The 22,535-nt window shown below is 63.0% G+C and carries 24 protein-coding genes and 2 pseudogenes; 14 read left to right on the top strand and 12 right to left on the bottom strand.

The genetic code is table 11. The features are described 5' to 3' along the window. The 6 genes and pseudogenes from EN993_RS37745 to EN993_RS12330 form a co-directional block, all read left to right on the top strand. Window positions 1-167, top strand: a pseudogene (locus EN993_RS37745) (MoxR family ATPase); the annotation flags it as partial. A gap of 3 nt (window positions 168-170) precedes the next feature. After that, window positions 171-1,414, top strand: a pseudogene (locus EN993_RS12350) (VWA domain-containing protein). A 60-nt stretch (window positions 1,415-1,474) separates the two neighbouring features. Next, window positions 1,475-1,813 (top strand): XdhC family protein, encoded by a 339-nt coding sequence (locus EN993_RS12345; protein WP_056594403.1) that lies wholly within the window; start codon window positions 1,475-1,477, stop codon window positions 1,811-1,813. A 6-nt stretch (window positions 1,814-1,819) separates the two neighbouring features. Next, the gene (locus EN993_RS12340; RefSeq protein ID WP_109669683.1) at window positions 1,820-2,524 is read left to right on the top strand and encodes an XdhC family protein; all 705 of its coding nucleotides are present in this window, start codon (window positions 1,820-1,822) and stop codon (window positions 2,522-2,524) included. Next, complete coding sequence (locus tag EN993_RS12335; protein WP_127263351.1) at window positions 2,521-4,131, top strand: molybdopterin-binding/glycosyltransferase family 2 protein; 1,611 nt, start codon at window positions 2,521-2,523, stop codon at window positions 4,129-4,131. The genes EN993_RS12340 and EN993_RS12335 overlap by 4 nt, the downstream gene beginning before the upstream one ends. Before the next feature lie 32 nt (window positions 4,132-4,163). Beyond that, window positions 4,164-5,057, top strand: a complete 894-nt coding sequence (locus tag EN993_RS12330; RefSeq protein WP_127263350.1) for an alpha/beta hydrolase — start codon at window positions 4,164-4,166, stop codon at window positions 5,055-5,057. A 29-nt stretch (window positions 5,058-5,086) separates the two neighbouring features. On the opposite strand, the gene EN993_RS12325 is transcribed toward EN993_RS12330, so the two are convergent. Next, window positions 5,087-6,139 carry a DUF1176 domain-containing protein gene (locus EN993_RS12325; protein ID WP_127263349.1) on the bottom strand — a complete coding sequence of 351 codons (1,053 nt, stop codon included), beginning with the start codon at window positions 6,137-6,139 and terminating at the stop codon, window positions 5,087-5,089. Window positions 6,140-6,277: 138 nt separating this feature from the next. On the opposite strand from EN993_RS12325, the gene EN993_RS12320 reads away from it, so the two are divergent. Continuing rightward, window positions 6,278-6,784 carry a DUF1993 family protein gene (locus tag EN993_RS12320; RefSeq protein WP_109669693.1) on the top strand — a complete coding sequence of 169 codons (507 nt, stop codon included), beginning with the start codon at window positions 6,278-6,280 and terminating at the stop codon, window positions 6,782-6,784. A 59-nt stretch (window positions 6,785-6,843) separates the two neighbouring features. Here the strand turns inward: EN993_RS12320 and EN993_RS12315 are convergent, their stop codons facing one another. Continuing rightward, entirely contained in the window at window positions 6,844-7,008 is a 165-nt protein-coding gene (locus EN993_RS12315; RefSeq protein WP_109669696.1) for a hypothetical protein, read from the bottom strand. Window positions 7,009-7,407: 399 nt separating this feature from the next. Between EN993_RS12315 and EN993_RS12310 the strand changes: the two genes are divergently transcribed. The 3 genes from EN993_RS12310 to EN993_RS12300 all read left to right on the top strand — a co-directional run bounded on the left by EN993_RS12310 (window position 7,408) and on the right by EN993_RS12300 (window position 10,399). Further along, entirely contained in the window at window positions 7,408-7,896 is a 489-nt protein-coding gene (locus EN993_RS12310; protein ID WP_109669699.1) for a hypothetical protein, read from the top strand. Between the two features lie 117 nt (window positions 7,897-8,013). After that, window positions 8,014-9,081, top strand: a complete 1,068-nt coding sequence (locus EN993_RS12305) for an aldo/keto reductase (protein WP_127263348.1) — start codon at window positions 8,014-8,016, stop codon at window positions 9,079-9,081. Window positions 9,082-9,133: 52 nt separating this feature from the next. Then, window positions 9,134-10,399, top strand: a complete 1,266-nt coding sequence (locus EN993_RS12300; protein ID WP_127263347.1) for a cysteine desulfurase-like protein — start codon at window positions 9,134-9,136, stop codon at window positions 10,397-10,399. A 15-nt stretch (window positions 10,400-10,414) separates the two neighbouring features. Here EN993_RS12300 and EN993_RS12295 read toward each other — a convergent pair whose 3' ends face one another. Genes EN993_RS12295 through EN993_RS12255 form a run of 9 tightly spaced genes read right to left on the bottom strand, consistent with a single transcriptional unit; the run spans window position 10,415 to window position 18,866 of the window. Continuing rightward, window positions 10,415-11,443 (bottom strand): histone deacetylase family protein, encoded by a 1,029-nt coding sequence (locus tag EN993_RS12295; protein ID WP_127263346.1) that lies wholly within the window; start codon window positions 11,441-11,443, stop codon window positions 10,415-10,417. Further along, window positions 11,440-11,958: a GNAT family N-acetyltransferase gene (locus EN993_RS12290; protein ID WP_164548705.1), complete on the bottom strand. Its 519-nt coding sequence runs from the start codon at window positions 11,956-11,958 to the stop codon at window positions 11,440-11,442. Before EN993_RS12290 ends, EN993_RS12295 begins: the two co-directional genes overlap by 4 nt. A gap of 9 nt (window positions 11,959-11,967) precedes the next feature. After that, entirely contained in the window at window positions 11,968-12,897 is a 930-nt protein-coding gene (locus EN993_RS12285; RefSeq protein WP_127263345.1) for a 3-keto-5-aminohexanoate cleavage protein, read from the bottom strand. A gap of 4 nt (window positions 12,898-12,901) precedes the next feature. Then, a complete protein-coding gene (locus tag EN993_RS12280) occupies window positions 12,902-14,287 on the bottom strand; it encodes an aspartate aminotransferase family protein (RefSeq protein WP_127263344.1) in 1,386 nt (461 codons plus the stop codon). Between the two features lies 1 nt (window position 14,288). Further along, window positions 14,289-15,932, bottom strand: a complete 1,644-nt coding sequence (locus EN993_RS12275) for a N,N-dimethylformamidase beta subunit family domain-containing protein (protein ID WP_127263343.1) — start codon at window positions 15,930-15,932, stop codon at window positions 14,289-14,291. Between the two features lie 8 nt (window positions 15,933-15,940). Then, window positions 15,941-16,705: an amino acid ABC transporter ATP-binding protein gene (locus tag EN993_RS12270; RefSeq protein WP_127263342.1), complete on the bottom strand. Its 765-nt coding sequence runs from the start codon at window positions 16,703-16,705 to the stop codon at window positions 15,941-15,943. Continuing rightward, entirely contained in the window at window positions 16,702-17,361 is a 660-nt protein-coding gene (locus EN993_RS12265; protein ID WP_127263341.1) for an amino acid ABC transporter permease, read from the bottom strand. Before EN993_RS12265 ends, EN993_RS12270 begins: the two co-directional genes overlap by 4 nt. 14 nt (window positions 17,362-17,375) lie before the next feature. After that, a complete protein-coding gene (locus EN993_RS12260; protein WP_109669723.1) occupies window positions 17,376-18,023 on the bottom strand; it encodes an amino acid ABC transporter permease in 648 nt (215 codons plus the stop codon). A 60-nt stretch (window positions 18,024-18,083) separates the two neighbouring features. Then, a complete protein-coding gene (locus tag EN993_RS12255; protein WP_109669726.1) occupies window positions 18,084-18,866 on the bottom strand; it encodes an ABC transporter substrate-binding protein in 783 nt (260 codons plus the stop codon). A 135-nt stretch (window positions 18,867-19,001) separates the two neighbouring features. Here EN993_RS12255 and EN993_RS12250 point away from each other — a divergent pair, with 135 nt between their 5' ends. Beyond that, window positions 19,002-19,961 (top strand): LysR family transcriptional regulator, encoded by a 960-nt coding sequence (locus EN993_RS12250; RefSeq protein WP_127263340.1) that lies wholly within the window; start codon window positions 19,002-19,004, stop codon window positions 19,959-19,961. A gap of 15 nt (window positions 19,962-19,976) precedes the next feature. Here EN993_RS12250 and EN993_RS12245 read toward each other — a convergent pair whose 3' ends face one another. Beyond that, window positions 19,977-20,393 (bottom strand): acyl-CoA thioesterase, encoded by a 417-nt coding sequence (locus tag EN993_RS12245; RefSeq protein WP_127263339.1) that lies wholly within the window; start codon window positions 20,391-20,393, stop codon window positions 19,977-19,979. 193 nt (window positions 20,394-20,586) lie between these two features. Between EN993_RS12245 and EN993_RS12240 the strand changes: the two genes are divergently transcribed. From EN993_RS12240 to EN993_RS12230, 3 genes are all read left to right on the top strand, one after another. Continuing rightward, window positions 20,587-20,835 carry a ParB N-terminal domain-containing protein gene (locus EN993_RS12240; RefSeq protein WP_013532091.1) on the top strand — a complete coding sequence of 83 codons (249 nt, stop codon included), beginning with the start codon at window positions 20,587-20,589 and terminating at the stop codon, window positions 20,833-20,835. Between the two features lie 275 nt (window positions 20,836-21,110). After that, a complete protein-coding gene (locus EN993_RS12235) occupies window positions 21,111-21,596 on the top strand; it encodes an SRPBCC family protein (RefSeq protein WP_109669841.1) in 486 nt (161 codons plus the stop codon). Between the two features lie 61 nt (window positions 21,597-21,657). Then, on the top strand, window positions 21,658-22,535 hold an 878-nt coding region (locus EN993_RS12230), incomplete at its 3' end, for an alpha/beta hydrolase (protein ID WP_164757636.1).

Here is a 22,535-nt window from a genome sequence, read left to right as displayed (position 1 = left end):
GGGCAGGCGCGCTGATCGAACTCGACAAGGTGGCGCTCGATCCGGAAACCGTATCCGACACGATCGGCGTGCTGTTGAAATACCAGGACGACATTGCCCGCATCGAACAGGGCGAAGGCCGGCGCATCCTCAACGAGGTGAAGGCCGAGCTTTCGGCGGCGGAGTAGGCGATGCCGCGCCCCGAGCCGAAAGAGGCCATGCCGCACGGACGGATCGCCGACAACATCGTCTATTTCGCCCGCACCTTGCGCAAGGCAGGCATGCGGGTCGGGCCGGCCTCGGTCAAGGATGCCATCGAGGCGGTGCTGGTCGCCGGCATCGGTTCGCGCGACGACTTCTACTGGACGCTGCACGCCGTGCTGGTGTCCAGGCGTGAGGATCACGCCATTTTCGACGAAGCGTTCCGGCTGTACTGGAAGTCGCGCGAACTGATCGAAAAGATGCTGGCGATGTTTTCGCCGGTGGCGCCCGACGCCAGGGAAAAGCAGAAGCCCCGTCCTGCCGAGAACCGCGTCAGCCAGGCGATGTTCGAGGGCCACCAGAAGAACCAGCCGGCCCAGGAAATCCCCGAGATCGAGGTCGACGCCCGCTTCACCTTCTCCGGCAACGAGGTGCTGCGGGCTAAGGACTTTGCCCAGATGAACGCCGCCGAAATGGCCGACGCCAAGAAGGCGATCGCCAAGCTCCGGCTGCCTTTCGACATGGTGCGAACCCGGCGCTTCAAGGCCGATGCGCATGGCCGCCGCATCGATCCGCGCGCCATGATGCGTTCGGCCGCGCGCACCGGCGGCGAACTGATCCTGCCAAAATTCCGCTCACCGCGCGAAGTTCATCCGCCGCTGGTGGTGCTGGCCGACATTTCCGGCTCGATGAGCCAATACACGCGCATTTTCCTGCATTTCCTGCACGCGCTCACGGAAAACGCCGGCGCGTGCACACGTTCGTCTTCGGCACAAGGCTGACCAACCTGACCCGGCAGATGCGCCACCGCGATCCTGATGCAGCACTTGCCGACTGCTCGGCGGCGGTCAAGGACTGGTCGGGCGGCACCCGCATCGGCGACACACTTGCCGAGTTCAATCTGATATGGTCGCGGCGCGTGCTGGGGCAGGGCGCGGTCGTGCTTCTGATCACTGACGGGTTGGAGCGTGACGATGTCTCCGGCCTGTCGGAGGAAATGGAGCGCCTGCACAAATCCTGCCGGCGGCTGATCTGGCTGAACCCGTTGCTGCGTTTCGACGGCTTCCAGGCGCGCGCTCGTGGCGTCAAGGCGATGCTGCCACATGTCGACGAGTTCCGCTCGGTGCACAACCTCGATGCGCTCGCCGATCTCTGCTCGTCGCTGGACAAGAAATCGGCACAATCCGTCGATCCGCGCCGATGGCTGGACGCTGGCGCGAGGCACGCCGCATAACCATATCTTTCCAATCCGAAAACGGATCCTCGAGAAAAACAGACTCCTAGAGAAACGGTCATGGAAAACAGCATTTATCTGGATGAGGCCCGCGATCCGCTGATCATCGCGGAAGGCTGGATGAAGGACGGCAAGGACGTGGCCATCGCGACAGTGGTCGAGACCTGGGGTTCGGCGCCCCGGCCTGTAGGCAGCCATCTGGTCATCGACGCGGACGGCAATTTCCACGGCTCCGTTTCGGGCGGCTGCGTCGAAGGCGCTGTTGTCACCGAGGCCATCGACGTCATCGACAGCGGCAAGGCCAGGATGCTGGAGTTCGGTGTCGCCGACGAAACCGCCTGGCAGGTCGGCCTGTCCTGTGGTGGCCGCATCAAGGTGTACGTGGAAAGGCTGGGCTGATCTCGAATGGATCCCTACGCGCTGAAAACGCTCAACGCCGAACGCCGTGCCCGCCGTGCGGCGATCCTTGTCACCGATCTCGGTGATGGTCGCGACCGGATCGTGCGCGAGGGCGATCCGGTCGCCGGCGATCTCGGCGCCGCGATTGCCAAGGCGTTCCGCACCGGCAATTCCGGTTCGGTCGAAGCAGAGGGGCGGACTTTCTTTCTCAATGCGCATCTGCCGCAGCCGCGCCTCGTGGTGATCGGTGCCGTACACATCAGCCAGGCGCTGGCGCCGATGGCCAGGATTGCCGGCTACCCCGTGGAGATCATCGATCCCCGCACCGCCTTCGCCACGCCGGACCGCTTCCCTGACGTGGCGCTTCATGCCGAATGGCCGGAGGATGTGCTGAAGCGCCAGCCGCTCGACAGCTACACCGCACTTGTCGCTGTCACCCATGACCCGAAGGTCGATGATTTCGCTCTGAAAGCCGCGCTCGATGCCAACTGCTTCTATGTCGGCGCACTGGGCAGCCGCAAGACGCACGCCAAGCGGGTCGAACGCCTGCTGGCGCTGGGCGCAACCGCTGACCAGATCGCCCGTATCCATGCGCCGATCGGGCTCGATATTGGTGCTGCCAGCCCGGCCGAGATCGCCGTTGCGGTGTTGGCGCAAGCGATCCTCGCCTTCCGTTCGCGCGGGCTGGACGCAAAAGGCGCGGCGGCGTGAAATTCGGCCCGATCCCGATTGAGACGGCGGAAGGCGCGGTGCTGGCGCACGCCACCACCGCCGGCGAATGCCGCTTTCGCAAGGCACACAGGCTGAGCGCCGAAGATGTGGCGCTGCTGCGGGCCGCCGGCATTTCGCAGGTCGTTGCAGCCGTACTGGCCGCCGACGACCTCGGCGAGGATGCCGCCGCTCAACGAATAGCCGAAAGCATGACCTTTCGCGGCATCGAGGCCAGGTCGGCCGCGACCGGGCGGGTCAATCTCCATGCCAAAGCGTCGGGCATCTTCACGGTCGATGCCGCCATGATCGATGCCATCAATGCCATCGATCCGGCCATCACCATCGCCACACTGGCGCAGCATGCACCGGTCGAGAAGGGCCAGATGGTCGCGACGGTGAAGATCATTCCCTTCGCGGTCAGTTCGGCGTTGGTCGACGCCGCGACGAAAATCTGCGCCGGTGGCGAGATCTTTGCCGTCAATGCCTACCGGCCCGTGCGTGTCGGCGTCATCCAGACGGTTCTGCCCGGTATCAAGCCTTCCGTGCTCGACAAGACGCTGCGCGTCACCGAAGCGCGGCTGGCGCGTACGGGCGGCAGGCTGACGGCGGAGCGCCGCACGCCGCATGAGATCGCGCCGGTGGCGGAAGCCGCGGTCTCCCTGGCGCGCGACAATGACATGGTGGTGATCTTCGGCGCCTCGGCGATGAGCGATTTCGCCGATGTCGTTCCGGCGGCGATCGAGAAGGCGGGCGGTACCGTCGTCCGCGCGGGCATGCCGGTCGATCCCGGCAATCTGCTGGTGCTGGGTACACTCAACGGCAAGCGCGTCATCGGTGCGCCGGGTTGCGCCCGCAGCCCGAAGGAGAACGGCTTCGACTGGGTGCTCGACAGGCTGATCGCCGGCCTCGACGTGACCGCCAGGGATATTGCCGGCATGGGGGTCGGCGGGCTGCTGATGGAAATCCCGACACGGCCGCAGCCGCGCGAACCGCTGCCGGTCAAAAGCCAGCTCAAGGTTGGCATCGTGCTTCTGGCGGCGGGACGGTCGAGCCGCATGGGCGGGCCGAACAAGCTGCTGGCGCTGTTCGACGGCAAGCCGTTGGTGCGCCGCACCGCCGAGCGGGCGCTCGGCTCGAAGGCATCGGGCACGATTGTCGTCACCGGCCACCAGCGCGAGCGGGTGCGTGCGGCGCTGGCGGGCCTCGACGTGACCTTCGCCGACAATCCCGACTTTGCCGAGGGCCTGTCCACCTCGCTGAAAGCCGGCATTGCCTATCTGCCGGAAGGTTGCGCCGGCGTGATGATCGTTCTCGGCGACATGCCTGACATCACGTCCGACGACCTCGACAGGTTGATCGATACCTTCCGCAAGGCCGGCGGCAATGCGGTGGTCCGCGCCTCGCATGACGGCAAGCGCGGCAACCCGGTGCTGTTGCCGCGTTCGCTGTTTCCGGCGATCGCCCATCTGGAAGGCGACACCGGCGCCCGCCATCTCGTCGAGGCCGAAGGGTTCGATGTCATCGACGTCGAGATCGGCGCGGCGGCATCTGTCGATGTCGACACACGCGAGGCGCTGGAAGACGCAGGCGGCGTGCTGCAGGATTGACAAACCCAAGCCGAATTACGCATGCCTGAGGGATGACTTTTCACTTTCTCAGATATTTCTGCGTCCTTGCAACCGCGGCAACACTGGTGTCGTCGGTCGCTGAAGGTCAGACGCTCACGTTAAAACCTTTCAAGGACGATCTCTTCGCCTATCCGGCCACGCTGTCGTCCGACAGCAACGGCGCCTACACGGTCCTCGATTACCGCGAGCTGCGCGATATCAACCAGCGTGACCAGGTCCCCGAGCGCCGGGTGAACGCCCAATACACCGACACCAGCGTTCGCAAGGTGCAGCAGGACCTGTTGCTGAAAACCGATGCCGGCGATGTCAGGCATGTCGCCGTCGGCAAGACCGAGGGCGCCGGCATCATCGTGCTTTACCTGCACGGGCAGGGCGGCAGCCGCAAGCAAGGCGTCGACGACTTCACCTTCGGCGGCAATTTCAACCGGCTCAAGAACCTGATGGCCGGCAATGGCGGCCTCTATCTCAGCCCGGACTTTCCCGATTTCGCCGATACGGGAGCGGCGCAGGTCGCTGCCCTGATCGGTCACTACGCCGAACAGTCGCCCGGCGCGAAGATCTTCGTCGCCTGCGGCTCGATGGGCGGCGCGCTCTGCTGGAAGCTGGCCGCGCGCAAGGACACAGGCGGCCGCATCAATGGGCTGCTGCTGCTCGGCTCGCTGTGGGATGAGAGCTTTTTCACCAGCCCTGCCTTCAAGCGCCGCGTACCGGTCTTTTTCGGCCAGGGCAGCCACGACGTGGTGTTCCCGGTGGCAAATCAGGAAGCGTTCTTTCGCTCGATCCTGGCCAAATCGAAGGCCTATCCAACCCGTTTCATCCGTTTCGAGACCGGCACCCATGGCACGCCGATCCGCATGACCGACTGGCGCGGCACGCTCAACTGGATGCTGTCGAAGGCGCCCTGATCGGTGCTGCCGGCAAGTCCGTGTGGCGCTCAAGGCGCGGTGTTGTAGTCGACAACCGTCTGCGGATTTTGCTCGCCGTCATAGGACGCATCGACGTCGTACTGGACCAGCGAGAAATTGCCGTTGCTAAACAGATACGTCCCCGCGTCGGACGCATCGCCGACGCCGCGCCACTTGTTGAACGTGGTGATCGTGTGGGCAGCCTCGTCATAGTCGGAATTGACCGCCCAGCCGGACGTCTGGAAACCGACGATAGTCATGCCCAGCAATTTGCCGTCGCTGTCATTGTTTTCGTAGCGGATGTCCATCTTGGGTTCGGCGAACTGCAATTGCTGCACGCCCGAGACGTCGTCGGTCATGTAGTAAATCGAGCTTTCATTGTAGGCCGCGGCCGAGCAGGAAAAATGGAACAGCCGTGTCTCCTTGTCGGGATCGCCGGGCTGCGCATCCTTGTCCTTGTATTTGATCGAAAAAACGGTCGGCTCATCGGCGAGGAACTGCTTGTCGCACTGGTCGCCATAGGTCGCCAGAAAGGCTTTCTTGGCCTGCTCCAGTGCGGTGTCTTTCTTCGGCGGTGGTGGGCCGTCGCCGCAGCTAGGCGGCAGCGCCTCCTCGAAATCGGCGGTGGAGGGGTTCAGCGCGCCTTTTTCGATGTGGATCGGATCGAAGGGCGGAGCCGCCTGGATCTGGGCATTCACCTGGCGCAGCGTATAGCAGCCAGCAAACACCTTTTCGCCGCCGCTCTTGTCGGTGGCGCGGATGGCGACGGGGACGTTGTAGAAAATGCTGCCGGCCGCACCTTCGTCGGAGACAGCTCCGGTGGCGACCTCGACCTTGTCGGTGCCGTCATAACCCTTGACGAAACTGTCGAAATCCTTTGCCGGCTTTGTATCGCCGAAATAGCCCCACGCACGGGCGAATTCGTGCCGGCTGATGGCGCTGTAGAGCGAACGGACAACCGCATCGGCGCTCGACCGGTCGTCGACATAAGGCGCTTCGGGTGCATCTTCGGCGGCCAATGCCGTCTGGCCGATCGGGGCAAGGGAGAGAAAGGCAGTCGCTGCGAAAAGGGCGCGTCTCATCGGGAATCTCCGCTCGATGGGCAGATTCTACTCTGGCGATTGCGGCAACGTGGTGACGCGGCGTCGGCAGTCTTGAAAAATCCTGCGCGAAGGCGCTACGTCGCGTCCGCCGGCGTTCGGCCGGGCAGGAGATTTGACGTGACGATATCGATGTATGAGGCATCCGTGCCTGTGTTTTCAGCCAGGCTGAAAGCACTTTCCAATGTGCTGGCGACCGCCGAACAGAATGCGCTTGACCGCAAGATCGATCCGCAGGTGTTTTTGACCTCTCGGCTGGCGCCCGACATGTACGCTCTGACCCGGCAGGTGCAGATCGCCACTGATCACGCCAAGGGCGCGCCGTCCCGGCTCGCCGGTCGCGAAGTGCCGAGATACGAGGACAATGAGGCGAGTTTCGCCGATATCCAGGCACGCATCACGAAGACCCTGGACCTTCTGACGACGTTTTCGGCTGCCGAGTTCGAGGGCTCCGACGACAAGATCATCGAGCTGAAGCTTGGCGGACGCGAAAGTTCGATGCCTGGCATGCAGTATCTGCTGCATGTGGCCATGCCCAACTTCTATTTCCACCTCACCACGGCTTACGACATCCTTCGCCACAATGGCGTGCCGTTGGGCAAGGCGACGTTCCTGGGAGCGCGCTGAGGATTGACTTTTCGAGATGTCCCAGACTGATCCGGGACATCTGACGACTCCGATGGTAGTTAGCGAATGGACATTTCGCGGGCGATGCGCGGAAAATCGGCCGGCTTGATGCCGATGTCGGCGCGGTCGGCATTGCTCATTGCATGGAGCAGTGCGAGCGCCGAGCGGTATCTCAGATGTTCCTGCGGGCGCGGCCGGGCGAACATTTCAGTGAAGAAACCCATGATTTAGGCTCCAGTTTGGTCCTCCACGCCAGCCAGTATAGGTGAATCGTGACAATTGTGCAGTGCAGCATTTGCATGCCTGCCATGTCTTGGCGAATTTTTTTCGCCATTTCCTGAATCGATCGAAACTTTTGCGCGCCGCGCACCGTAGGCTCGAATGCTGGCTACATGGCCGGCTTTTCCTCGCCACTCCTGGCGAATTCCGGACTGCATGAAAGTGCAGTCCGGCTTTTTGTTTTTGGGATTGAGGAGGTTGAAGCGGCGAACACGCGCAACGGCTAAATTCGTTAAGATCGGTGGCATGCATTTTTAACGAGCCGGTTCTATGCTCTGAAGCTTGCACGGTCGGGCAAGAGGGAGGCTGACATCGCTACTGGCGCCAAGCGGGATTTCGCTTCGTTGCTCGACGACCTCTTCGTCGCTTCCGACAAGGGCGACGGAATTGGGGATGACGAGATCGAGGGCGAAGAGGCCGGCGCTCGTCCATCCATCCCGTTCGACTATCTCTCGGTGGCCGATGAACTCCATTCCGGCCGCATCAAGGTTTCGGGCAGCGGCTTTGCCACTGAATATCGCGAGGCGGGTGCTGATCTGGCGACCGAATTCGCCGCCTTGCTCGATCATGCCAAACTGGTTCTCGCCGGCGAAGAACCAAAGCCCGAGGAAAAGCTGCCGCCGATGGATCCCGAATCCATCGCGGTCGAACTTGGCCTCAACCAGCCCAAGCAGATCGCCGACTTCAGCCGCATGCGCCGCAGCTTTGCCTTTGCCAACCATCCCGACCGTGTCGCCCCGCATCTGCGCCAGCGCGCCATGATCCGCATGCAGGTGGCCAACATGCTGATCGACGAAGCCAAGCGCCGCGCGCTGGCCGGCGCTCGCCGCTAAACGCAGCTGGTTCACGCAAAAGTCGGTCTGCCGAGGCTTGGAGAGCGCCTCTGCTTTGCCTATAGATGCGCTTCCTCCCGCGCTACCGCGCACGCTTTCCCTCCGGAGCAGAATTCCATGCACAAGCGCCGTCTCGGTCGGACCGATCTTCTTGTTACCCAGATCTGCCTGGGCTCCATGACCTGGGGCCAGCAGAACACCGAGGCCGAGGGCCACGCCCAGATGGACCTGGCCTTTTCGCGCGGCGTCAATTTCATCGACACTGCCGAGCTCTACCCGATCCCACCCAAGGCCGAGACTCAAGGGCGGACCGAAAAGATCATCGGCAGCTGGATGAAGGCCAATCGCAACCGTGACAAGGTGATCCTGGCCTCCAAGGTTGTTGGCCGCACGGCCAACCGCTGGTTTCGCGGCGACAGGCCATCGCAGCTGGTGCGCGCCGATATTTTTGACGCCGTCGACAAGTCACTGGCCAAGCTCGGCACCGACTATCTCGACCTCTATCAGATCCATTGGCCCGAACGCGACATTCCCTGGGGCGCCAACCCGACGCGCGTCGGCGCCGTGTCACCGCGCGCCGATTCTGTCGGCGCTCCGGCTGACGAAACGCCGATTGCCGAGACGCTCGTCGTGTTCGACGAACTGGTGAAGGCCGGAAAGATCCGCCATTTCGGCCTGTCGAACGAGAGTTCCTGGGGTGTGATGCGGTTCCTTGCGGAGGCTGACAAAGGGATCGGACCCCGCGTCGCGTCGATCCAGAACGCCTACAATCTCGTCAACCGCACCTTCGAGGTGAACCTTGCCGAGGTCTGCGAGCGCGAGCAGGTGTCGTTGCTCCCCTATTCGCCGCTGGCGCAGGGCTACCTCACCGGCAAATACGACCATGGCGCGCGCCCGCAAGGGTCGCGCTCGCAGCTGTTCAACCGCGGCCAACGTTACGAGACGCCCAATGCCGCTGAAGCACAGCTCGAATACAATGAGCTGGCGCGCTCCTTTGGCCTGGAACCGGCGCTGTTTGCCAATGCCTATGTCTCGAGCCGGCCGTTCGTGACCTCGAACATCGTCGGCGCCACCACCATTTCGCAGCTCGACATGGCGTTGTCTTCCGTCGAAATCGTCTGGACCGAAGAGATGCAGAAGGCGGTGGATGCGATCCATCAGCGGGTCGGCAATCCCTGTCCTTGATTGGGATCGCTGCAGCTGAATATCCAATGATTACAATGGGAGCGGGGCAATCATGAATTTTCCGATCGAGCTGGTCCGCGAAAGATTTCCGGCACTGTCCCTGGCCGACAAGGGCCGCCGCCGCATCTATCTCGATAACCCTGCCGGCACGCAGGTGCCACAGGCGGTCGCCGACGCCGTGTCGCGCTGTCTTTTGACCACCAATGCCAATCTTGGCGGCTATTTCGAAACGACGATTGCCGCGCAAGTTGTCGTCGATGAGGCGCATCAGGCGATGGCCGATTTCCTTGGCGCCGCTAGCCCCGAGGAAATCATCATCGGCGCCAACATGACGACGCTGACCTACCACATGTCGCGCACGCTCGGCCGCACGATGAAGCCCGGCGACGAGATCATCCTCACCCGCATGGACCATGAGGGCAACGTATCGCCCTGGCTGCAGCTGGCCGAGGACCTCGGCCTCGTCGTGCGCTGGCTGCCGTTCGACGAAAAGAGCTGGCAGGTCGAAGAGGCGACGCTGGCTGGTCTGCTTTCCGAGAAGACACGGCTGGTGGCGTTGAACTACGCCAGCAACCTGACCGGTTCCATCAATCGCGTGAAGGCGCTGACCGCCATCGCCAGGAACGCCGGCGCGCTGGTCTATGTCGATGCCGTGCAGTTCGCGCCGCACGGTTTGATCGATGTTCGGGAACTCGGCTGCGATTTCCTGATCTGTTCGGCTTACAAATTCTTCGGTCCGCACATGGGCATTTTGTGGGGACGGCGCGACGTCATCGATGACTTGCAGCCCTACAAATGCCGCTGTTCGTCCAATGGCCTGCCGGAGCGGTTCGAACTTGGTACACCGCAGATCGAGCTGATGGCCGGGCTCACGGCCGCGGTCGACTACTTTGCCGACCTTGGCGCGGCGGCAGGCGAGGGCGGTTCAAGAAGGCAGAAGATTGCCAAGGCGTTTGCGGTTTCGATCGCCTATGAAAACCCGCTGGCGCAACAGCTGATCGACGGCCTCTCCGACATTTCAGGTCTGACCATCCACGGCATCACCGATCCGAAGCGGCTTGGCGAGCGCGTGCCGACGGTTTCCTTCACCGTCGACGGCATCGTCCCGGAGACGATCGTTCGGCAGATGAATGCCGAAAACATCTTCCTGTGGTCGGGGCACAACTACGCCTGGGAGATCGTCCACCAATTGGGCATTCCGGCCGAGCATGGCGTCGTGCGCATCGGCATTGCTCACTACAACACTACTGCCGAAATCGACGAGACGCTGGAGAGTGTGCACCGGGTTATCGCCATGCTCAGGCAGCAGCGCTCCTGACGCTGGCTTGAGCATTCATCGCGTCTTGCCGCCGAAGCCGGTGAGGAACGCAGTGAGGTTGTCACCGAGTTCGTCGCAGAGGTAGCCGCCCTCCTGGACGATGACCGTCGGCAGGCCGAGCTTGGCGATGGCCTCGCCAATGCGCGAGAAGCCAGGCGTCGACACCGAAAGCCCCCCGAACGGATCGCCTTCGAACGCATCGAGGCCGAGCGCCACGACCAGCGCGTCCGGCGAAAAGGCACGGATGCGCTGGAACGCCACCTCGAGCGCTGCGAGAAACGCCGCGTCGGCGGATTTGCGCGGCAGTGGCAGGTTGAAATTGTAGCCGAGGCCGGGGCCTTCGCCGCGCTCGTCGGCATGGCCCCAGAAGAACGGATAGAAGCGCACCGGATCGGCATGCAGCGAGACGGTGAGTACGTCCGGCCGCGTATAGAAGATCCCTTGCGTGCCGTTGCCGTGATGCAAGTCGACATCGAGGATCGCCACGCGCGACGCAGTCCTGCGCAAGACCTGCGCGGCAACGGCCGAGTTGTTGATGAAACAGAAGCCGCCGGCGACGTCGGCAAAGGCATGGTGGCCAGGTGGGCGGCACAGAGCGTAGGCGGCCGGCGCGCCTGACATCACCGCCTCGGCCGCGTCCACCGCGCTCCAGGCGCTCCACAGCGCGCTCTGCCATGTTTCGCCCGAGATCGGGCAAGCGGTGTCGGCCATGTGATAACCGGCCTGGCCGACCGCCGAGGCCGGATAGGAGCCGTTGCGCGCAATCGGATGGATGTTCGGGATCACTTCAGCCGACGCGCCTTCGATGCGCTGCCAGCGCGTGTAGATGTGCTCGAGGAAATCCAGATATTCCGGCGTGTGCACCGCTGAGACAGGACCGAGCCCGTGATCCCGAGGCCGCTCGATTGTGCAACCTGCAGATAATGCGCCGGCTAATAATCTCTCGACGCGCTCCGGCTTTTCCGGATTGGGCTGTGCCGCACCGCTCGAAAGAAAGGCCTTGGGGTCGTGGCGCTTCTGTTCCTCGGCATAGAAGGCTTTCATTCCTGATCCCCATTTTCGGCCGCGTCGGCGAACGCAAAGAACGCCTCGCCGATGATCTTCTGCGTTTGCTCGTAGCTCGACCAGGCGATGCCCAGCCTCTCGTAGAAGGCCTTGGCACCTTCATTGTCGGTGTCGACGGACAGCCGGAGATAGACGCCACCTTCCTTTCGGCACTGCGCCGCAACGTGCCGCAGCAGCCGCTCGCCGATCTTGCGGCCGCGGAACCGATCCTCGACATAGAGATCCTGCACATAGACGCCAGGCCGCCCCATCCAGGTCGAAAAGATCGGAAAATGCAGGCACAGGCCGGCAAATTCCCCATCCACTTCGGCGATCAGGGTCGAGAAGGCGGGCTTTTCGCCAAAGCCATAGGTGCGCAGATCATCTGCTGTCGAAATGATCTCCTCGGGCGCGCCAATATGCGTGCCGAGTTTCAGGATCGCCGTGTGGATCGTTTCGACGTCTTCCACTCGGCCGGGGCGTAACAGGACGTCATCGGATGTTGGATTGGTCACGGTCGTCTCTCAAAACGCCACCCGGTCGCCGCCCTTGAGCGCCAGCATGTCGCGCGCTTCGGTGGGCGTGGCAACCTCCAGCGACAGCCCGTCGAGAATGCCACAGATACGGCGCACCTGATCGGCATTGGATTTCGCCAGCTGGCGGCCGTCATAGAGACTGTCTTCCAGCCCGACCCGGACATTGCCGCCCATCGCCGCGGCGATCGAGATCAACGGCATCTGCTGGCGGCCGGCGGCCAGCACGGAGAACTGGTAGCTGTCGCCAAACAATTTGTCGGCGATCCGCTTCATATGGACGAGGTTGTCAGGGTCGGCGCCGATGCCGCCCAATATGCCCAGCACGAACTGGATGAACAGCGGTCCCGACACCAGACCCCGGTCGCGGAAATGCGCCAGCGAATAGAGATGGCCGACATCGTAGCATTCGAATTCGAAGCGCGTGCCGCAGCCCTTGCCCAACCGCTCCAGCACGCCCTCCATATCGGCAAAGGTGTTCTTGAAGATGGTGTCCCGGGTGGCTTCGAGCAGCTTCGGCTCCCATTCGTGCTGCCATTCCCTCGGTTTGTCGAGCATCGGGAACAGCGCGAAATTCATCGAGCCCATGTTGAGTGAGCACATTTCGGGTTCGGCCCTTAGCGGTGCAGCCAGCCGCTGGTCCAGCGTCATCAGCGACGAGCCGCCGGTGGTGATGTTGATCACCGCATCGGTCGCCTGCTTGATGCGCGGCAGGAACTGCATGTAGACGTCCGGATCGGCGGTCGGGCGGCCATCCCTGGGGTCACGGGCGTGCAGATGCAGGATCGAGGCGCCGGCTTCGGCCGCCGCAATCGCGTCGGCGGCGATCTGGTCCGGCGTCACCGGCAGATAGGGCGACATCGACGGCGTGTGCACCGAGCCGGTGACGGCGCAGGTGATGATGACTTTGCGCGGCGCCATTCTTTTACCCCTGGCCTTCGACCGGCAGGTCGAGTTCGGAGGCCAGAACCTCCAGCGAGTCGCCGATGATGGAGACGATCTCGCCGACCTGTTCCCTGGTGACGATCATCGGCGGCGCGACCATGAAATTGTCGCCGTCGACGCCGCCCTTGACCCTGCGGCCATAGATGATCAACCCGCGCTCATAGGCGAGGTCGAGCAGCCTCTGCGTGGCCTTCTTGGTCTGGTCGATCGGCCTCAGGGTCTCAGGATCGGCAACCATCTGGGCGCCGGTGAGCAGGCCCTTGCCGCGCACGTCGGCGATGAACGGAAACCGCTTCGCCAGCCCCTTCAGCCCGTCCATCAGCACGTCGCCCATGGCAGCCGCATTGGCGATCAAGCCGAGTCGGTCCATTTCGCCGAGCACGGCCAGTCCGGCGGCGCAAGCCAGCGGGTTGCCGGCATAGGTGTGGCCGTGCTGGAAGCCGCCCGCATCGAGCAGCGGCTGCACCAGCCGAATCGGGGCGGCGAGCGCGCCAAGCGGCGCATAGCCCGAACCCAGCCCCTTCGACAGCGCGACAATGTCGGGCTTGCAGTTCCAGTGGTCGCCGCCGAGGAATTTACCGGTGCGGCCGGCCCCGCTCATCACTTCGTCATGGATGAGCAGGATGCCGTAGCGGTCGCAGATCTCGCGGATGCGTGGATAATAGCTGTCCGGCGCCACCAGGGCCGCGGTCGCAGCACCTCCGATCGGCTCCATGATGAAGGCGACCACGCTGTCCGGGCCCTCGGCCAGGATCTTCTCCTCCAGCATGTCGGCATAGCGGATGCCGCGCTGTTCCATCGAGAGATTGTCGCGGTCGCGCCAGGCATTCGGCGCCGGCACGGTCGGCATCACCCGCATCATCGGCTCGAACGTTTCGGCCAGCGCATCGTCGCCGGTGATCGAGAGCGAACCCAGCGTGCCGCCATGATAGGAGGGAAAGCGCGTGATCACCTTCCAGCGGCTGGCCTGGCCGGTGGCGACCGCCCATTGCCGCGCCAGCTTGATACAGGATTCCGTCGCTTCCGAGCCACCGGAGACGAAGAAGATGCGGTCCATGCCTTCCGGCAGCTTGCCGGCGAGCTCCCGCGCCAGCTCTTCCGCCGGCTCGTTCTCGAAATGCAGGCGATAGGCGAAGGTGGCGCGGTCCATCTGCCGCTTCATGGCATCCAGCACGTTGCGGTTGGAGTGGCCAATATTGGCGACCATCGGGCCGCTCGAGCCGTCGATGAAGCGGCGGCCGTCCTGCGTCCACATATAGATGCCCTCGGCGCGGTCGATCAGCGGCCGGCGCAGGCTCGACAGATAGAACAGATGCGACTGGCGCCGGGCTTCGGTTTCTTGAGCGGCGGTCTGGACTTTCGACATGTCAGGGCTTTCCAAGGTAACGATCGAGGACATTGCGGGTGACGCGTTCGACCATCGGGTCTTGTCTTAGCAGGCCGGCGACCCATTCGCAGCTTCCGGCATGGAACACCTCGCCTTTGCCGCGTGGGAAATTGACGATCATGCCGTTGCCGCGTTTGACCTTTTCCAGATTGGCGTCGCTCGCCTCGCCGAACAAAGTCTCGGCGGTGAAGCGGCCATCCTCGTCAGTGAGGAACTGGTCCTCGATCGGGATGTCGGCGCTTTCCTCGACCTGGGATGCCATGCCGACGGCGAGAACCTGCAGGCCATCAGGCGCACCGCTGGTCGCCGTGGGGTAGGGCAGGCCGCCGCGTATCTCGAACTCGAGCCCGTCGACCTCATAGCCATAGACATGGCTGTCGGCGCCCAGCAGGTCACCATAGTAGATGCCGGTGCCGGCGAACGCCCAGTGTTCCGGCCGGTAGACCGGAAAGCCACGCACACCGCGCGGCGCGCAGCCGCCCCAGCCGGCATAGAGGCCGCGGGTCGCGTTGAGCCCGAAGGTCGCGGATCCTGGCCGGCCGATTTCCGGCGCCTCCCAGGAGTTGGTGGCGCGGGTGACGTCGCCGCCCGGGAGATAGGCCGGGTCCTCGGCACGCGAGCGATATTTGTAGCAGACCTGCCTGCGGCCCTCGTCCTCCAGCCGCGTCTGCCACATGAAATTGCCGGCAAAGCGCGCCGCATGACCACCGCGCTCGACATAGGTGTCGACGGCGTCGCGCATCTCCCAGGTCCAGTATTCGTCATGACCGACGAAGACGGCGCAGTCGTAACCGTCGAGAGTTTCCGGCGAAAAATGCAGATCATGCTGGCTGGCGAGATCGACTTGATAGCCGGCTCGTTCGGCGAAGCGGAAGAAGTGGCTGTCATAACTGGCCCAGCCCGACGAAGCGTATTTCTTCGAATGGCCGGTGGCGAGCGCCCACTCCATATGCGGATAGCGCGGCACGGTCTTCGGTGGCACGGCGACTTCCAGCGGTACGCGCGGCGCGTCTTTCGGCAGCACGACGAAGCCGCGACACCACGGGCGCTGCGTCGACACGATGGGTGAATACTGATTGCGATCCGGCCCGGTAATGCCCTGGTAGTGGTTGGAACCGCCCCAGGTGTTGTAAGCCAGCCAGGTGCCCGTCGCCGCCACCTGCAGCACACGGCCGGGTTTCTTGCCTGGCTGCGGGCTGACGATGAAAATATGGTGGCATTGGATCTGCTTGCCGTCGCGACCGTCTGCGGTCAGCGTGACCCGGTAGGCACCGGACGGCCAGTCGTTCCCGACACGGAATTCGAACGACGCTTCCCAGCCGCAACCCTCGGCTGAACACTGGTCAGGACTGTCCTGCCAACGCGACGCGATGCCCGATTTCTCGAACACTTTGGTCTCGGTGCCGCCGTCGCGGATGATCGCCATGCTGAAGGACGGCGCCGTCGAACTGACATGAAGCGTCACCGTCTCGCCGGCGCGATAGGAAAAACGGTCGCTGTAGCACCAGATCTCACCGCGCTCGCCATCCATGCCTGGCCACTCGTAGTAATGGCCGCGCACCGCGTGCCGGCGCTGCTCCGGCGTCAGTCCGAAATCGGGGAATTCCGTGTTTGGTCTGGTCATGGTCACACTCAGGCGGAAAGGTATTTCTTGAGGAAGGTGCGCGTGCGTTCCTTCTGCGGCGCGCGGAACATGTCGCCGGGCGGGCCTTCCTCGACGATCACGCCGCCATCCATGAACAGCACCCTGTCCGCCACCTCGCCGGCAAAGCGCATCTCATGTGTTACCATGAGCATGGTCATGTGTTCGGCGGCAAGCTGTTTCATCACCGCGTTGACCTCGTCGACCAGTTCCGGGTCAAGCGCCGAGGTGGCTTCGTCGAACAGCATCACCTTGGGCTGCATCGCCAGCGCACGGGCAATCGCCACGCGCTGCTTCTGGCCGCCCGAAAGCCGCGAGGGATAGGCGTCGATCTTGTCGGCGAGCCCGACCTTGGACAAGAGGCTATGCGCCAGCGCATGCGCGTCACTTTTGGTCATGCCTTTGAGGATGATCGGTCCCATGGAGATGTTCTCGATCACGGTCAGATGCGGGAACAGATTGAAGTGCTGAAACACCATGCCCATCTGCTGGCGCACCTTGTTGATGTGCCGCTCGAAAGCCTGGCCGTGCAGCTTCTGGTTGACCTGCACGCCATCGAGCCAGACTTCGCCACTGTTCAGGGATTCCAGATGGTTGATGGAGCGCAGCAGCGTGCTCTTGCCGGAGCCGCTCGGCCCGATGATCGCGACGATCTGACCGCGGTCGACCGACAGGTCAATGCCTTTGAGGACCTCGACCGCGCCAAAGGATTTGCGCGCGCCGCGAACCTCGACCATGGGCCGCTGCGTGCTCATCGGGAAGCCTCCACATGTCTTTCAAACAGGCGCAAAGCCGCCTCGAGCACAAGGTTGAGAATGTAGTAGAGCGCCGCGGCTGTGATGTAGAACTCGAAAGGGCGGAACGTTTCGCTGATCGCCAGCTGGGCCGAATGGACCAGCTCGGCGATGCCGATGACCGAGACGATCGAGGATTCCTTCAACAGCGCGATCAGGTTGCCGCCGATCGGCGGTGCGGTGTTGCGGATGGCTTGCGGGATCACGACATGACGCAGCGTCTGCCATTTGCCGAAGCCGATGCTGCGCGCGCCCTCCGTCTGGCCGACATCGACGGCCACGATGCCGGCGCGGATGATGTCGGCATTGTAGACGGCAAAGTGCAGGCCAAGCCCAACAATGCCGGCGGCCAGCGCAGGGATGTCGATGCCGATCTGCACTAGGCCGAAATAGATCAGGAACAGCTGCAGCAGCAGCGGCGTACCCATGAACACCCACATGAGCGCGCGCACGGGATAGGCAACGATCTTCGGGGCATAGAGCACGGTGACCGCAAACAGGATGCCGCCGACGAAGCTGAGCGCGCCCGCCGAAACAGTCAGCACCGCGGTCCACCAGGCGCCGATCAGCAGAAGGTCCCAGTAGGGCGCGACGACGGTGAAATCCAAACCTTGCATCGTGCTCTCTCCGGTCAGACGATGGCGAAGCGTTTGTCGAGCAGGTCGACGACCCGCGCGACCGCGTAGACCATGATCATGTAGAGCAGGGCTGCAACGCCGAAGATCTCGAACGGCTTGTAGGTGGAGCCGATGAAGCGCTGGGCGGTGTAGGTCAATTCGACGACTGAAATGGTCGACACAAGTGCTGATCCCTTCAACAAAGCAACCGTATTGACCCCGAGCGGCCGGATCATCAGCCGCGCGGCCTGCGGCAGCACGACCTTGCGCAGCGTCTGGAAACGGCTGAAGCCGATTGTGCGGGCAGCCTCGGTCTGGCCTCTGTCGACCGCGACCAGCGCGCCACGGATCGATTCCGCCATATAGGCGCCGATGTTGAGGCCGAGGCCGATGACGCCGGCGGCGAACGGCTCCAGATTGATCCCGATCTGCGGGCCGCCGAAATAAAGCACGAAGAGCTGGATCAGGCACGGCGTGCCGCGAAACAGGCTGACATAGAGCGTGCCGATGGTCCGCAGGATTGCCGACCTCGACATCTTGGCGGCCGCGGCTAATGCCGCAGCCGCAAGGCCCAGGATCAGGGCCAGCACCGTGATCTCGATCGTCACCAGGGCAGCTTCCACGAAGAACGGGAAGACACGCTGCATCAAGGAGAAATCCATGAAAGGGCCCAGCAGGAGTGACGCTTCAGACGGCTTTGGCCGCCTGAAACCAGGGAGGGGTCAGCGGATGTCGCTGCCGACCCACTTCATCGAGATCTTTTCGTAGCTGCCGTCCGCCAGCATGTCGTCCAGCGCCTTCTGCATGGCAGCCTTGAGCTCAGGATTGTCCTTGCGGATGGCGATGCCGATGGCAACAGCGCCGCCTTCGATATCGGGCGTGTTGAGCTTGCGGACCTTCTCGCCCGTCTCCTTGACGGCAACCATGACCGGAATGTTATCGACGACGATGGCGTCGACACGGCCGGCCCTCAGCTCCAGCAGCAGTTCCGGCAGGCCCTTGTAGGTGCGGATATCCCAGCCGCCCTTTTCGCGTGCCCATTTCTCGTGCGTCTCGCCCAGCGTCACACCAATGGTCTTGCCCTTGAGGTCGTCGAGGCTCTGCACCTTGGACGCCTCGCTGACAAAAACGGCGCGGCCGGCATGGTAGTAAGGCCCGACGAAATCGACCACCTTTTCGCGCTCGGGCGTGATCGTCATCGAGCCGACGACGGTGTCGTATTTGTTGGCGAGCAGCCCGGCGATGATGCCGTCCCAGGCCGTGGTGATAATGGTGCCCTTGACGCCGATGCGCTCGGCGATGGCCTTGCCGATATCGGCGTCGAAACCGACGACTTCATTCTGGTCGTTGACGAAGTTGAAGGGTGGATACTGACCGCTCATGGAAATCTTCAGCTCGCCCGCAGCCTTGATCTTCTCGAGGTCGTCGGCCCTGGCCGAAACGGCCGTGAAGGTCGACGCAAGCAGCAGGGCCGCAACGGCGATGCCGGAAAATACTCTGTTCATCTGATTTCCTGTCCTCTGGATGGCGCGCAAGGTTTGTTCTTGGGAGGCGTACAGACGCTTTCCTGTCATCAATGATTGCCTTTGCGGCATCATTGCGCAAATAGATAATGGGAATAGGGAGCATAGATATCAGGAATGGCTTTGCCGCGCCCCGAACGACTGGTGTGGGATCTGGACTGGAACCTTCTGCGGACCTTCGTCGTCATCGCGGAGGTCAAGAGTATCACGCGTGCCGCCGAGCGGCTGAACCTCAAGCAGCCAAGCGTCAGCAACGCGCTGCGGCGGCTGGAAGACCGGGTAGGCCGGCGTCTGGTCGAGCGCGACGCGACACGTTTCGAACTCACCGAGGTCGGACGCCTTCTCTACGAGCAGAGTGTCGAGGTGTTCGGCACCATATCGCAACTGCCGCTGCTGATGCGCGGCATCAGCGACGACGTCACCGGCCATGTGATGATCGCGACGGCAAGCCATGTCGTCTCGCCGCTCTTCGATCAGGCGCTGTCCGAGTTCCACCGCAACTACCCGCGCGCCAGCATCACCATTTCAGTCGCGGCAAGCACTGAAGTCGCCAAGCAGGTCAGGGAGCGGCGTGCCTCCTTCGGCATCTGCCTGGTCAGCCAGCGCGATCCGGCGCTGGAATATGCGATGGTCTACCGCGAGTTCTTCGGCTTCTTCTGTGGGCCGCAGCACAGGCTTTATGGGCAAACCGGACTGACGCTGGCCGATCTCCGTGGCGAACCCTCGGTATCGTTCCAGACCGACCATATTTCGGATGCGTTGCGGCCGGTCGCGCTGTTGCGCAGCGAGGCCCGGCTGAACGCCGATGTCGTCGGTGTGTCCTCGAGCCTGGAAGAGGTGCGGCGCATGATCGTCGCAGGGCTCGGCATCGGCCCGCTGCCGCTGCATGTCGCGCGGCATGACGTGGCGGACGGGACGCTGTGGCGGCTGCCGCCCTACGACGCGCCGCCGGCCATCGACATCTTCCTGCTGGTCAATCCGGACAAGGCGATGAACCGCGCCGAGAAGGCGCTGCTGTCCGGGCTGCAGACGTTGATCGCCGAGACACCGCTCGAGGACCGCATCTACCAAGGCTGACCGGCCGAGACAGGCTTATTCGATCAGTAAGGTCGCCGCGCGGTTCCGCATCGTCTCGTCCAGCGCCACCGAGGCGCGCGCCGCGAGGTCGAAGCGCACGCTGGTCGTCCGGCTCGATGCACGGACGAGGCCGTCGAGCGAGCCCGACATCACCTGTTCGAAGGTGATGGAGGTGCGGCCGATCTTCACGACATGCGATCGGATGGTGACGAGCGCACCGGCTTTCGTTTCATGGCGATAGTCGATTTCGGTGCGCACATCGGCCCATCCGATTTGCGACGCCTGGTTGTCGTCCTGTCCGGCGATATGGCCGAGAAGCTGGAAGCTGGCGTCGTCGAACATCGCAGCGTAGTGACGCACATTCACGTGCCCCATCACGTCGCACATCCAGGGATGAGCGACGCCGACAAAGGTGACGAGAGATTTGCTCATGGGTTTTTTGCCTCAGTGGCCATCGACGATCGCGCCGACGCAATATCGAAACGCACGCCGACAGGCAAACGGTCTGCTGTCATGGCATCTTATGAGAATGACCTTGGGCATCGTATTCGTTAGCCGCACCCTTGGCCGACTCCATCAAACGGACTATCTCAGGGGAGGCGGCGTTTCCGCCACGGGGGTCGGCATGCTCAGAGTGCAAAAGGTCAAGGTCGACGAGATCTACGTGCCGACGGCGCGCAAGAAGACGCTGCATCCCGAGACCGTCCGTCATCTGGCCGAGGACATCCTGGAGAATGGCATGAAGACGCCGATCCAGGTTCGCCACGACGGCAAGCGCCATATCCTCGTCGAAGGCCTGCATCGGCTGGAGGCGGCAAAGTGGCTCGGCGAGACCGAGATAGAGGCCTATCTGGTGCAAGCCAAGCGCCACTGAGGCGTCGACAGTACACCCAGTTTCTCGATCAGATATGCTGCTTTGATAAGCCGAATGCCTCGGCGATTGGCGGAAACGCGCGCCCATCGCTTCGTCATCCTCGGGTCTGCGCCGCGTCGCTACGCTCCTGCTCCGCCCGTGGATGACGAAGTAGGTGACGTCTCCGCACAATCGGAGACGGTGCCGATATTTTTGTCGCCGGCCATGTCGGTTTGCGGTTCATCGGCTCGTCCTTGGGACGCAAGCCAGATCAAACCCACACCAAGGACACCATCATGACCACCAAGCTCGACATCGCCCCCGCCAATGACCGCGAACTGGTCCTCGCCCGCATCATCGATGCGCCGCGCGAAAACGTCTATCGTTGCTGGACCGACCCGAAACTGGTGACGCAATGGTTCTCGCCAAAACCGTGGACGACGCCGCGCGCCGAAATGGATGTGCGCACCGGCGGCTCGAGCCTTGTCGTCATGGCGAGCCCCGATGGCAACGAATACCCCAACCCAGGCGTCTTCCTCGAAGTCGTTCCCGGCAAGAAGATCGTCTTCACCGATGCCTATACCCAGGCATGGGAGCCGTCGGAAAAGCCGTTCATGACCGGCGTGCTGACCTTCGAGGACGAGGGCAACGGCAAGACCCGCTATATCGCTCGGGTCAGGCATTGGAGCGCCGCCGACCGCGAACAGCACGAGAAGATGGGTTTCCACGAGGGCTGGGGCCAGTGCACCGACCAGCTCGAAGACCTCGCCAAAACGCTTTGATCAGCCAAAACGCTTTGATCAGCAAGACACTTTGATATCGGCAGGACGAGAGGAGATCGATATGTCCAAAACCCTGATTTTCGCCATTCTTGTTTCGGCCGCAGCGCTTCTTGGCTGCCCGGGCATCACCAATGCAGAGGAGACCAAATCCGCCATGACGACCGAAACGAACGCACTGCCGAAGCCGGAGAAGTCCGGCCTGCTGCCGATCAACGGCCTGACCTACTATTATGCCATCTACGGCAAGGGCGAGCCGCTGCTCCTGCTGCATGGCGGCCTCGGCACCACGGACATGTTCGCGCCGCTCCTGCCCAAGCTTGCCGAAAACCGCACCATCATCGGTGTCGACCTGCAAGGTCATGGCCGCACGGCGCTCGGCGAGCGGCCGTTCAGTCTGGAGGCGATGGGCAACGACATGGCTGATATCGTCAAGGCGCTTGGCTACGACAAGGTCGACGTCATGGGCTATTCGCTGGGCGGCGGCGTCGCCTTCCGCATGGCCGTCCAGCATCCTGAAGCGGTGCGCCGGCTTGTCCTGGTGTCGACCGGCTACGCCGCGGACGGCTTCTACGCCGAGATGCGCGGCCAGCAGGCGCAGGTCAGTGCGGCGGCGGCCGATTTCATGAAGGACACGCCGATGTACAAATCCTACATGGCAGTGGCGCCACGTCCGCAGGATTTCCCGAAGCTGTTCGACGCGCTCGGCAATTTCATGCGCCAGGACTACGACTACTCCGCCGACGTCGCCAAGCTGAAGATGCCGGTCATGCTGGCCTATGGCGACAGCGACATGTACCGGCCCGAGCATGAGATCAAGTTCTACCAGATGCTCGGCGGCGGACTGAAAGACGCCGGCTGGATGCGCGAGAACCTGTCACAGAACCGCCTGGCGATACTGCCCAACCGCACCCATTACGACGTCTTTTTCGCCCCCGAGCT

The sequence above is a fragment of the Mesorhizobium sp. M7D.F.Ca.US.004.01.2.1 genome (genome assembly GCF_003997785.1).
Lineage (GTDB): Bacteria > Pseudomonadota > Alphaproteobacteria > Rhizobiales > Rhizobiaceae > Mesorhizobium > Mesorhizobium loti.
The sequence above is the reverse complement of the archived record's forward strand: the minus strand, read 5'-3'. Positions and strand labels throughout refer to the sequence as shown.